Source organism: Massilia genomosp. 1 (assembly GCF_011682185.1).
Taxonomy (GTDB): Bacteria; Pseudomonadota; Gammaproteobacteria; order Burkholderiales; family Burkholderiaceae_D; genus Telluria_A; species Telluria_A rubra.
Genome location: NZ_WHJF01000033.1, coordinates 48,768 through 60,964, shown reverse-complemented (window position 1 = coordinate 60,964; position 12,197 = coordinate 48,768). Strand labels below are relative to the sequence as shown.

Here is a 12,197-nt window from a genome sequence, read left to right as displayed (position 1 = left end):
GTTTGCATCTCAACAAGGTACTTCCATGCCAGCTCACACCGCCTACCACCAGAAAGTGCGGGTAGATGCATTTGTACCAATCGCGACGATTTTCATACGGTTCGATCGCCTTCAGCTGCGTTCCCATGTGCTTCTTTGCAGTCTTTTGGCAAGCCGTTACCGGATCGGGGGCATACTCGTCCGGCCCCAAAATCCCGGTGTAGTAATCCCAGCCTAGCGTTCCTTCTGGCAAGCCGTTTTCAGCCTGGGCGTGGCCATGCATCAGGACAAAAAACACGAGCGCAAAACGCAGGAATCGATTGATGCAAGGCAAACTACCGGTGGCGTGAAGGTGCATGACTTTTCCTGTCTTCTGCAAGAACATGCTGGCATAAAATTGCCAGTGGGAAAACCAAGCGTAGCGATTTCAGAGGTGAGAATATTGCCCTTGCGCAAGCATACAGTTGCGGCCAAAAACTTACTGACAGACAAAAACCGTGGGAGAGATCCCTTGTGCCGGACCGGAATCGGTCGTCCGGAGGCTGTGATGGCGATACCAGCAAGGCTGGCCGCGCTTTCTTTCTTACTCAGTCATCCACATCGCGTGGAATGCAGGCAAAAAGCCGAGGTGGCCGGCCCTTCGCCATTGGCATTGGTCAAGGACGCGCCTTAGCGGGGCTTGGGGTAGTTCTTGCTATTGTCGCTGGCAACCTTCGACCCTAACCTGAGCGCTTCCTGGATCATTGCCCAGCCCTGCGCCGGGTTTTTATCGGTACCCGAACCTTCATACATGGCGGCGCCAATATAGAACATCGCGTCGGGATGGTTTTGCTGTGCCGCTTTATCAAACCATCTCAGCGCTTCCAAAAAGTCGCGCTTCACCCCTTCGCCATTCAGATTGAGCAAACCCATTTCATACTGGGCCACCGGCAGGCCGGCGGCGGCCGCCTTCGAAATCCATTCCGCCGCCTTGTTCAAGTCCTTCTTGGTGCCGCTGCCTTTTATGTAGAACAAGCCCAGGTCCAGTTCCGCCCAGTGATAGCCCTTCTCGGCAGAGGACTGCATCAGCTTGAAAGCCAGTCCCGGACTTTTGAGGCCGCTCCAGCCGTTGGTGTAGTACAGCGACAGCCCATACAAGCCTTCCGGGTGGTTTTGCGCGGCAGCGCGTTCCATCCAGCGAAATCCCTCGATCGGATCGTCAAATTGCTGATGCAGGTATTTCGCATATGCGACCTGCGCCGCGGCGTCGCCATCCTCGGCCGCCCGTTTCAACGGGGCCAGTTCAGCCGTGCGCGCAGGGATCTTGCGTTCCTCGGCTATCGTCTTCCGGTTTGGTGCGTCCGCCCTCTGCACCTCGGCCGACGCCGAACCGCAGGCCAGCAACACTGCCGCGCACAGCAGCAGGCGCGCTTTCAACGCGCCGCGCGCAGGGCGCCCGAACGGTTCGTTGCTAATCCGCTGTCGGGTTTTTTCATTTTTTTGCATGGTGACGCTCCTTCAAAACCATCATCGGGATATGTTCGGACAGCTATCTTGCAGGCCGTTGGCCCATTATAGGAAGGAGCATGCAAGGAGTGTAAATATTTACGCCTTCGGGTGGCGTGCGGCGCAACCCTTCATCCGGCCGATCAGGCAAAAAGCCGGGGAATCGGCCTTTTGCCCCCTGGCCCCGGTCAATCCGCGCGCGCGGGCTCCGGATAGTTCTGGAGGTTGTTTCGCGCGACCGTCGAGCCCATGCGCAAGGCCTCTTGAATAATCTCCCAGCCATGCGCCGGGTTTTTATCCGTCCCCAAACCTTCGTACACGGCGGCGCCGATATAGAACAGTCCATCGGGATGATGCTGATCCGCCGCTTTCTTGAACCACCCCAGCGCTGTCAGGAAATCGCGTTCCACCCCTTCGCCATTCAAATGCAGCAAACCCATTTCATACTCGGCTACCGGCAGGCCCGCCGCCGCCGCTTTCGCAATCCATTGCGCCGCCTTCGGCAAGTCAGGCGCGGTGCCGGTGCCCTTGATGTACATTAAGCCCAGGTCCAGTTGCGCCGCCGGGAAGCCGGTCCCGGCCGACGCCTCCATCAGCTTGAACCCGACGCCGGGGCTTTGCACTCCATTCCAGCCGTTAAGATAGAACAAGGAGAGGATATACAAGCCTTCCGGATGCTGTTGCGCGGCAGCGCGTTCCAGCCAGCGGAATGCCTCGGCCGGATCGTCGAATTGCTGATGCAGGTATTTCGCGTAGTCGACCTGCGCCTCGGCATCGCCATCTTCGGCCGCGCGTTTCAACGGGGCCAGCTCGGGACTGCGCGCCGGGATCTTGCGTTCTTCTGACATGAACATCTGGTTTTTCCTTTCGTTTTACGAATCTCGATCATAAGCGAACCTTGCCATCTTACAGAAAGCCGAATGGCTTGACTGCCAGTGCCATGCCGGCGCGACGGTTTGCGGAATCAGGAATCAGGAATCAGGAATCAAGGATCGATCCGACCCGCCGCCCTTGTTGCGCCAGGCGTCCCGCTAAAGTCCGGCCCGGCGAACATCCACGGGACCATCCATCCGGCGCACGCCAGCAGCACCTGGGTAATATCGCCGAAACGCCCCGGCAAGCCTTGTTGCGACCATTCCAGCCAGAACACCGCCGCCGCAATGGCCACCGTGCCGATCACCAGCACCGGCTGGCGGCGCCCGATCGGCGTGCTCAATCGCGCAAAATACGCGATCGCGAAAAACGGCCAGAAAATCTCCAGGATATTCTGCAAGCCCGACAAGGAGCGCATTTGCCCCACCAGCGGAATCCAGTTAAAGCCGTATACCATGCCGTCCGGCCCCGGCGCCAGTTCGCTGATGACGAAAGCGGCGCCGATCAGCGCAATGCCGATCCACGCGGCCTGGCGCAGGCGGCCGGCGACCAGCAAGAACATCCACGCCGCAAACGCCCCGGCCACCGCTTCGAGCGACAGTTGGCGTCCCTCGACGATGATCTTGAGCACGAGCACGCAGGCAACCAGCGAACCGAACAACAGCAAGGCCGGCTTGTCTTCGCGCGTCACGGTGCGCGCCAGCAAGCCGAGCCCGGCGAGGTAGCAGGCGTAGGTCAGCAGTTGGGCGACCTGCATGGTTTCCGGTGCGCGCAGCGAGCGGTAGAGCAGCGCCAGCCCGTGCCGCACCTGCCCCATGTCGAAGGTCGGCACCAGCGGGCTCGTTTGCGACAAGGCCCACAGCGCCAGCGCCGCCAGCCCCAGGTTGGGCAGGGTGCCGCTGCGCAACCAGTGTACGCGCACGGCCGCCAGGCGCGGCCCGGCCAGGGTGTGGCCGTGCAGCAGGGAGGCGAGCAGGCCGCCGGCCACGCTGCCGGCAATATTCAATGCCAGGTCGATGCGCGAGGCGTCGCGGCTGGGCAGGAATTGCTGGATCGCTTCCATCGACAGGCTCAGCAAGCCGCCGGCCACGGCAGCCGTCACCAGCGCCACATGAAAGCGGGTGCCGCGCATCAGCCAGGCGACCATGAACAGGCCGAACGGCATGTAGGCGAGCACGTTCTGGACCAGGTCGGCCTTTTCCACGCGCGCGGGGCTGGCGAACAGGAAGCCGAACAGGGGAGCGACCGGCTCGCTCCAGCCGCTGAACGGATACAGGCTGCCGTAGACGATCAGGACCAGGAAGACAAGGACCAGGCGGCGCATCGGGTGTCCTCAGTGCGTGCCGGGAAGGCGGCGCCAGCCCGGTGGCGGCGTACTCGTCATTGCGCCGGCTCGTCCCATTTGCCGGCCTCGACCAGCTTGTTCTTGAGGCCGGGCAAAGGAAAGCCCAGCGCGTACGCCTTTTTCGCGTGCAATCGGGACTTGGCGTACTCTTTTTTCTTCAAGTAAGCGAGCCCGGCGTTGTAATTGATGGTCGGGTCTTCCGGCGCCATCTCGACGGCGGTGGCGAACATGCCGACCGCGTCGTCGGTCTTGCCGAGCGCGAGCAGGTAGGTGCCGTAGGTGGCGCGCACGGCGGCGTCATCGGGCGCGAAGCGGATGGCACGGTTGAAATAGCATTCCACCGGCCACTTGGTCGCCGGCACTTTGACTTGCTTGTCGCGCAAGGCGACCATGGCCAAGGTGGCCAGCGCGCGCGGGTGGTTGGGAATGGCGCGCAGGGTGTAGTCGAGGTCGCCGCCGAGATAGCTGGTGTTGCCCTTGATGCCGGCTTCCACCTCGGGCGTGAAGTGGGCGTTCTCGACGATTTCCAGGTTGACCTCGCCGCGCTTGCGGTAATCGAGCGGGCCGAAGTGATTCTTCAGTTCGCCGCAATAATTGAGCGCGTGGGCGCCGGTCGAGGTCAGCAGCACAGTGCCGGCTAACAGGTAAGGCAATAGTTTCATCGATATCCTTTGAGGGGCGTAAACGCGGCGGTGCGCGGGCTTACCACGAGCGCAGCCAGTCGCCGGTCCAGTGCAGCACCTGGTCTTTCCACACGCGACGCGAAAATGTGTGGTCCGCTTCAACCAATGTCTGGCGCGACACTTGCGGCGCGGCCAGCACGGCTTGCCACTGCTCCGATCCGGCGGCGGTGTCGAGAAATTCCTGGGCCGTCAGGTCGGCGCCGCTGATGATCAACAGCACCTTGCCGCGAAAGCGCGCCAGGCCGGCCCGCATGCGCTCGGGCAGCGCGGCCGGCGCGGCGCCGGCCTGGTCCTTCCCCTTGCCCTTGCCGGCAGCGGCGCCGGCAATGCGCAGGAAGGAGGCGGCGGCCGCACCCACATTCAATTGACCGCGCAGGATCTTTTTCCACAGTTCCGGGTCAAACAAGCGTGCCCGGTAATAGTGCTTGATGGTGGCCTTGGCGTGGCCGCCGCTGGTGCGCACCCACGGGTTGAGCAGCACCAGTCCGCTCACGCGGGCATCGTCGGCGGCATAGAAAATCGCGGCCGAGGCGCCGTCGCACAAGCCCCAGATGACCACCTCTTGCACCCCGGGCAAGGCCGTGAACAAGCTGTCGACGGCGGCGCGCAAGTCCTCGCCGACCGCCTCGAAGTCGCGCATGGCGCCGTGGCTGTCGCCCATGCCGCGGTAGTCGAAGCGCAGCGCGGCGATGCCTTGCGCCGCCAGTCCGCGCGCCAGCGTGGTGAACTGGCGGTGGCTGCCGACCCGGTACTGGGGGCCGCCGACCACGATCAGCACGGCCCGTTTGGCCGGCTGCGCGGGCACGCTCAGAATGCCGAACAAGGCCTCGCCGCCGCAACTAAAGCCAAGCACGTCCTCACGGCAGGCGGGTGGACCCGGAATCACCGGCGCGGGCGGCGCAGGGGGCGTGCCGTGCGTTGCGGCGTACACGGGCTGCCCTGCTGGCGGCGCGGCGTCGAACAGGGCCGAGGTGGCGGCCAGCAGCTCGGGCGACTCGGCGATTTCCTGGGTCGACCAGAAGGGCGTGCAAGTTACTTGTTGCAGGTGCAGGTCGACGCCGGCTTCGCGCCAGGCGTCGGCCAGGCGGGTGACGGCGGGCGTGAGCGGGCGCTCGGCCGAGGCCGAGGTTTCCAGCCAATGCACCGGGCAGCCGAGCGGCGCCAGCTTGCCCGCGTCACGGCTGTCGATGGCGGCGGCCAGGGCCGGGGCGATTTCGTAGCCGGCCACTTCCAGCATCTCGCCGCCGAGCAGGGTGGCGCGCAAGGCGGCCGTGCCGCCGCTTTTGGCGGCCGGCTTGCTGGCGTCTCCCTCGGCCAGCATGGCGTTGGCGGTGAGCAAGCGCAGGAATTGGGTCAGGAAGGTGGCGCCGTTTTGTACCGGTTGCCACAGCACCAGGCGGGCGATGGGATGCCGCGCCTCGTGCGCGTAGTCCAGCGCCAGCAAGGCGCCCAGGCGCAGGCCCCACAGGGTCAGCGGCGCGTCCAGGCGCGCCGACAGCCAGGCGCAGCCGGCGGCCAGGTCGCCTTTCCAGGTGTCCCAGCGGGCCTCGGCAAATTCGCCGCCGCTGTCGCCGCAGCCGGCCAGGTCGAGCTGGAGCACGCCGTAGCCCTGCGCCGCCAGCGCGCGCGCCTGCACGGCGGCCATGCGGCGCGCCTTGTTCATTTCGTCGCCGAAAGGATGGACGTACAGGACCGCGCCACGGCAGCGCGCGCCGGCGGGCGGGTGAAACAGGCAGAAACGTTGTCCCAAGCCCGTCTGGAGAAAGAAGGGCTCGGCCCCCGGCGGCTTGGGATGGGCAGTCATCAGGCCAGTTTTTGCTTGACGAAAGCGTTCAGGCTGCCCAGCGTTTCGAAGGTGCTGGCGCTGATTTCGTCGTCGTCGATGGTGATGCCGAAGTGTTCTTCGAGCGCGGCCATCAGGTTCACCACCGCCATCGAGTCGAGTTCGGGGATGCTGCCCAGCAGGGCCGATTGTTCGTTCAGTTCCTTGCCGGCGTCGCCCAGGCTGAGTACGTCGGTGAGGATGGTCTTGATGTCTTCGAGATACATGGAAATCCTAGATAGATGAATGGAGATGCACCGTCGTTCCCGCGCAGGCGGGAATCCAAGTTGGTGCCGCAGACACAGGCTGATCTACGACATTGGATTCCCGCCTGCGCGGGAACGACGGGGTAGCGTGCGCGATAACGGGTTTTACAAGGCCTTTTTGGCACTGTATTCATTGGGTGACATGGTACACGGCGTCCCGACCAACAGTCCAGGCCGCCACTCCACGTGCGCGCCTTATACCGTGTCGCCATTGCGCCGCAAATTCTGCATCATGCGCAGCATGTAACGGAACTGGCCGCGGTCCCACGGCGTGAATCGCGGCAATTGAAACAGGTCGCCTCCCGGCCGCGCCGCCCCCCACGAGGTCGATACCGCCGCCTCGAACCCCAGTTCCCTGACGATCGCCACATGCTCGGCCAGGTAATCCTGTCCCGGCTTGCCGTTCGGGTAAGCGAACAAGGTCACCGGCGCGCCGATGATCGCTTCCAGCGCGGCCTTGCCGTCGGCAATTTCCTGGCGCGCAGCGGCCGCCTCCATGCGCGCCACGATCGGATGATTCACCGTATGCGCGCCGATGCCCATCCCGGCCCGGTGCAGCTGGCGCACCTGGCCGGAGGTCATCATCAGGTCGGTCGGCAACTGAACCGGCACCAGCGTACACAGCGCCGCCACCTGGCGCAGGCGCTCGTCCAGCGGCAAATACTTGAGCGCACCGAGCAATGTCGCAATCGCCGCCTGCCGTTTGGCCACCGTATCAAGCTCGAACGCGCCCTGCCCGGCCGGACGCAGGTCGATCCGGTCCGGCGCCCGGCGGATCAGCTCGATCACCGTGTCGTTCCACATGCGCCCGCCGTCCAGAAATCCGCTGGCGATGAAAAACGTCGCATGCACCCCGTGCCGCTGCAAGATCGGCAGCGCGATGGTGGCGTTATCGGCATACCCGTCGTCAAACGTGATGCAGGCCGCGCGCGGCGGCAGCTTGCCCGCCTGTAAGGCGCGCACGGCGTCGGCCAGCGGCATGATGTTGAAGCACTGTTTCAGCTGGGTCAGCTGGGCGTCGAAACGGTGCGCATCGACCTCGTCCGGAAAAATCGCATCCTGGCGCGGCAGCACGCGGTGGAAAATCAGGATCGACAAGCGCTGGCGCGCACTGCCCAAAAATCCCAGATGACGCATGGCGCGACTGGCCATGCCGGCCCAGGCCGGTCCTGCCGGCGCGGGGTCGATGCGATCGGTGCGCTGAAGCGACATGGCATGCTCTTTCGTGGTGAAACGGGTCATGGGGCGAGCGCAGCGCGCGTCTGCGCATGCGCATCGGCGTCCAGCTGGGCGGCGCGGGCGGCGTCGCGCGCGGCCGCCTTGGCGGCAGCGGCCTCGGCCTCGGCCTCCAGGGTTTTCTCGACAATGTAGCCGGTGCTGACCACCGCCGCCATCAGGTAATAGGGCACGTCGTAATACAGCAGGCTGAGGAAAGCGCCGCCCACGCCGAAGCCGAGCAGGCTGACCTGGATCATGCGGGCAAGGTCCCCCGCCCATTTCAGGTCCTCCCTTTTCGCCGTCGTGCGCACGATCCAGGCCGCCTTGCGCCAGGTGAGGAAAGCCAACAACAAATAGATGCCGAGTCCGATAAAGCCATGCTCGCCCAGCGCCTGGAAATAGATACTGTGGGCCGCGTGGACATCATCGGGCACCGGCGCGTACAACTCGAACGCGGTGCGGTTATAGATCTCGAAGCCGCCGCCGAGCGGGCGGTCCAGCGCCATGTGATAGGCCATGTACCAGGCATTGATGCGCCCCATGGCCGAGCTGTCTTCCTTGTAGGTATTGATGGTCTCCATGCGCGACGACCATTTGTCGGGCATGAAGGTGATCGCAATGGGCACCATCAGCACCATCAAGCCGCCCAGCAGCACCTTCTTGGGGCTTTTCAGCCACAGGAAGAACAGCATCGCCCCGATCCCCACCAGCGCCCCGCGCGAATAGGACCCGAGCGCGGCGAAGGCGCACAAGATGATCGACGCGGCCATGCCCCTGCGCGCCCACTTGTTTTTCAGGATGGTGTACAGGAAGCACATCACGGGAATGATGGTGATGAAGGCCAGCGCGACTTCATTATTGCCCTCGATATAGCTGCCCTGCGGCCCCCACACAATGCTGCTGCCGCCGGTGGCCACGGTAAAGATGCCGCCCTTGACCCCGTAATAGGCAAGCGAGCCGACCAGGGTCCAGATCAGCAGCTCCACCTGGCGGCGCGTCTTGATCAGCATGACGGTGGCAAACGTCATCAGGAAGATCTTCGAGACGCGGTTGAGCATCACCACCGATTCGTCCGGCCACATCGAGAAGATGGTGGTGATCCCCATCCACAGGCCGAACACCATGAGCGTGAGCACAATGGGCGTCATGGGCAGCTTTTTGGGGTCGCGCGTGACCAGCAGGCCGATCAGGGTCACGCCGGCGATGATGGCGGCGAACGGAAACGAATAGGCAAAGCCCCAGCTGAGCCGGTGCGGATTCATCACGCTGATCCATACCCACATCAGCACGCCGATATACGGACGCTTGAGGATGAACGGCAGCGAACCGAACACAAGCAGCGTAATGACTAAGTCTCTCATGAACGATCTGGCGCGGTCCGGTTAGGCTAAGCGGCCCTGGCGGATTCGCTTAAGTAATATGTAATTGATATTGTTAGTGTTCAAGTGGTAAGATTGTACTTGAACTTCTTCTAAATTTCGCTTGCACGGAGAAATTGATCTCCGCACAATTTGGCTAGCGTCACGCATGGCACAAGCCACGGCGCACGTCGCCCCTTATCGTCCCGAACAGCAACGCTTTGGCTTCCAGCCGTACGCAAGGTTTCAATGAGTGACTTGATCCACGACTTCATCTTCCGCTCTGCCGGCCGCTCCCCACAAGCGGAGGCGCTCGTTTATGGCAGCCGCCGTCTGGATTACGCAACACTTGCCGCTTCCGTACGGCAAGTCTCGACAAGCGTGCTCGGCCTGGGCCTCGGCCGTGGCGAACGGCTGGCGGTGTATCTTGAGAAAAACATCGAGAATGTGGCCGCCATGTTCGGCGCCGCCGCCGCCGGCGGCGTGTTCGTTCCCGTCAATCCCTTGCTCAAGCCGGAACAGGTGGCCTACATCCTGGCCGACTGCAATGTGCGCATCCTGGTGACCTCGGCCGACCGCCTGAAATTGCTGGCCGGCGCCCTGGACGCCTGCCCCGACCTGCACACCGTCATCGTTACCGGCAACCTTGACAACGCGCCCGCTATGACCCGCATCAAGGTGCTGGCCTGGGACGCCGCCCTGCAAGCCGCAGCCGGACCGGCCACCCCGGCGCGCAATATCGACACCGACATGGCGGCGATCTTGTACACCTCGGGCAGCACCGGCAAGCCCAAAGGCGTGGTGCTGTCGCACCGCAACATGGTGGCCGGCGCCAACAGCGTGGCCGGCTACCTGGACAATACCCCGGCCGACCGCATCCTGGCCGTGTTGCCGCTGAGCTTCGACTATGGCCTGAGCCAGCTGACCACGGCCTTCAGCGTCGGCGCCACCGCCGTGCTGATCAACCACCTGCTGGCGCGCGATATTCTCAAGGCCGTGCAAGCGGAGCGCATCACCGGCCTGGCGGCGGTGCCGCCGCTGTGGATCCAGATCGCCTCCCTGCCCTGGCCGGCCGACTGCACCCTGCGCTACCTGACCAATTCGGGCGGCGCCATGCAGCGCCCCACCCTCGACGCGCTGCGCCGCGCGCTGCCGAACGCGCAACCGTTTTTGATGTACGGCCTGACCGAAGCCTTCCGCAGCACCTACCTGCCGCCGGCCGAACTCGAACGCCGCCCGGACTCGATGGGCAAGGCCATCCCGAATGCCGAAGTGATGGTGTTGCGCCCCGACGGGACCGAATGCGATGCGGGCGAAGCCGGGGAACTGGTGCACCGCGGCGCGCTCGTCTCGCTCGGCTACTGGAACGACCGCGCCAAGACCGCCGAGCGCTTCAAGCCGGTGGTGAGCGTGCATCACGGCCTGCCCCTGACCGAAATGGCGGTATGGTCGGGCGACACGGTGCGCAAGGATGAAGAAGGCTTTTTATACTTCATCAGCCGCAACGATGAAATGATCAAGACTTCCGGCTACCGGGTCAGCCCGTCCGAAGTCGAAGAAGTGGTCTACGCGCGCGAGGGCGTGGCCGAAGCGGCCGCCATCGGCCTGGCCCACCCCACCTTGGGGCAAGCCATCGTCGTCATCGCCCACCCGAAAGAAGGCAGTGGCCTGACTGCGGACAGCCTGCTGGCAGCGTGCAAACCGCACCTGCCGGCCTACATGCTGCCGGCGCGCGTGATCATCGCGCCCGAGAGCCTGCCGCGCAACCCGAACGGCAAAATCGACCGCAAACTCTTGAGCGTACAAATGGAACAGCTGTTTATGCAAGCATCGACCGCAGCAAACCCGAAGGCTGCACAATGAGCGCCCCGCGCCCGCAACACGCGCCGCTGGCGCAATTCGAGGTCGAGGGCGATTGCCTGCAGATCGGCGGCATGCCGCTCACGCGCCTGGCCGAACGGGTCGGGCGCACGCCCTTCTACGCCTACGACCGCGCCAAGCTGAGCGAGCGGGTCGCCCTGCTGCGCCGCCACCTGCCGCCCGAGATCCATCTGCACTACGCCATGAAAGCCAATCCGATGCCGGCCGTGGTCCAGCACATGGCCACCCTGGTCGACGGCATCGACATCGCCTCCGGCGGCGAGCAGCGGGTCGCCCTCGACACGCCGATGGCGCCGCACCTGGTCAGCTTCGCCGGCCCGGGCAAGAGCGATACCGACCTCGCCTGCGCGATCGCCGCCGGGGTGACCTTGAACATGGAGTCCGAAGCGGAGATGGAGCGCATCGCCGTCATCGGCAAGCGCCTGGGCCTCGCGCCGCGCGTGGCGGTGCGGGTCAACCCCGACTTCGAACTCAAATCGTCGGGCATGAAAATGGGCGGCGGGCCAAAGCAGTTCGGGGTCGACGCCGAACGCGTGCCGGCCATGCTGGGACGCATCGGCGAACTGGCGCTCGACTTCCAGGGCTTTCATATCTACAGCGGCTCGCAAAACCTGAAAGCGGCGTCGATCCAGGAGGCGCACGAAAAAACCTTCGCCTTGGCGATCCGCCTGGCCGCGCACTGGCCCGGTCCCCTGCGCTCGCTCAACATCGGCGGCGGCTTCGGCATTGCCTACTTCCCCGGCGAAGAACGGCTCGACCTGGCCGCCGTGGGCGAGAACCTCAAGCGCCTCCTGCCCGAGGTGCGGCGCCAACTGCCCGGCACCGAGATCGTGATCGAACTGGGACGCTACCTGGTGGCCGAAGCGGGTATTTACGTCAGCCGCGTGATCGAGCGCAAAGAGTCGCGCGGCCAGGTCTACCTGGTCACCGACGGCGGCCTGCACCACCACCTGGCGGCGTCCGGCAACTTCGGCCAGGTGATCCGCAAGAACTACCCGGTCGCCATCGGCAACCGCATGCACGAAGGCGAGCGCGAAACCGTGTCCGTGGTCGGTCCGCTGTGTACCCCGCTCGACCTGCTGGCCGACCAGATGTCGCTCGCCAAAGCCGACGTGGGCGACCTGGTGGTGGTGTTCCAGTCGGGCGCCTACGGCCTGACGGCCAGCCCGGTCGCCTTCCTCAGCCATCCCGTGGCGCTGGAAGTGCTGGTCTGATGCCATAATCCGCACTCGATCCGCAATCAACGAATAACATCAACGCAAGCGCGAGGATAGCAATGAGTCAATT

11 protein-coding genes are annotated in these 12,197 nt (G+C 64.2%); 2 read left to right on the top strand and 9 right to left on the bottom strand.

Features of this window, described 5'->3' with window-relative positions; translation table 11 throughout:
• The 9 genes from F1735_RS14740 to F1735_RS14695 all read right to left on the bottom strand — a co-directional run.
• Positions 1-337 (bottom strand): hypothetical protein (locus F1735_RS14740; RefSeq protein ID WP_167237630.1); only part of this gene is annotated, 337 nt, incomplete at its 3' end.
• A gap of 311 nt (positions 338-648) precedes the next feature.
• Positions 649-1,464: a tetratricopeptide repeat protein gene (locus F1735_RS14735; protein ID WP_167237629.1), complete on the bottom strand. Its 816-nt coding sequence runs from the start codon at positions 1,462-1,464 to the stop codon at positions 649-651.
• 188 nt (positions 1,465-1,652) lie between these two features.
• Positions 1,653-2,264 carry a tetratricopeptide repeat protein gene (locus tag F1735_RS14730; protein WP_167237628.1) on the bottom strand — a complete coding sequence of 204 codons (612 nt, stop codon included), beginning with the start codon at positions 2,262-2,264 and terminating at the stop codon, positions 1,653-1,655.
• Positions 2,265-2,449: 185 nt separating this feature from the next.
• The gene (locus F1735_RS14725) at positions 2,450-3,661 is read right to left on the bottom strand and encodes a VanZ family protein (protein WP_167237627.1); all 1,212 of its coding nucleotides are present in this window, start codon (positions 3,659-3,661) and stop codon (positions 2,450-2,452) included.
• A gap of 56 nt (positions 3,662-3,717) precedes the next feature.
• Positions 3,718-4,344: a tetratricopeptide repeat protein gene (locus tag F1735_RS14720; RefSeq protein WP_166891467.1), complete on the bottom strand. Its 627-nt coding sequence runs from the start codon at positions 4,342-4,344 to the stop codon at positions 3,718-3,720.
• Positions 4,345-4,384: 40 nt separating this feature from the next.
• Positions 4,385-6,169 carry a hydrolase 1, exosortase A system-associated gene (locus tag F1735_RS36515; RefSeq protein ID WP_229505778.1) on the bottom strand — a complete coding sequence of 595 codons (1,785 nt, stop codon included), beginning with the start codon at positions 6,167-6,169 and terminating at the stop codon, positions 4,385-4,387.
• Positions 6,169-6,414, bottom strand: coding sequence for an acyl carrier protein (locus F1735_RS14705; protein WP_099873596.1), 246 nt, complete (start codon positions 6,412-6,414; stop codon positions 6,169-6,171). Before F1735_RS14705 ends, F1735_RS36515 begins: the two co-directional genes overlap by 1 nt.
• A 234-nt stretch (positions 6,415-6,648) precedes the next feature.
• Positions 6,649-7,665, bottom strand: a complete 1,017-nt coding sequence (locus F1735_RS14700) for a polysaccharide deacetylase family protein (protein WP_229505777.1) — start codon at positions 7,663-7,665, stop codon at positions 6,649-6,651.
• A 26-nt stretch (positions 7,666-7,691) separates the two neighbouring features.
• On the bottom strand, positions 7,692-9,032 hold the full coding sequence (locus tag F1735_RS14695; protein WP_167237626.1) for a putative O-glycosylation ligase, exosortase A system-associated: 1,341 nt from the start codon (positions 9,030-9,032) through the stop codon (positions 7,692-7,694).
• A 246-nt stretch (positions 9,033-9,278) separates the two neighbouring features.
• Here F1735_RS14695 and F1735_RS14690 point away from each other — a divergent pair, with 246 nt between their 5' ends.
• Both F1735_RS14690 and F1735_RS14685 read left to right on the top strand, forming a co-directional pair.
• Positions 9,279-10,892, top strand: a complete 1,614-nt coding sequence (locus F1735_RS14690) for an acyl-CoA ligase (AMP-forming), exosortase A system-associated (protein ID WP_167237625.1) — start codon at positions 9,279-9,281, stop codon at positions 10,890-10,892.
• Positions 10,889-12,124 (top strand): pyridoxal-dependent decarboxylase, exosortase A system-associated, encoded by a 1,236-nt coding sequence (locus F1735_RS14685; protein WP_167237624.1) that lies wholly within the window; start codon positions 10,889-10,891, stop codon positions 12,122-12,124. Before F1735_RS14690 ends, F1735_RS14685 begins: the two co-directional genes overlap by 4 nt.
• Positions 12,125-12,197: the final 73 nt, after the last annotated feature.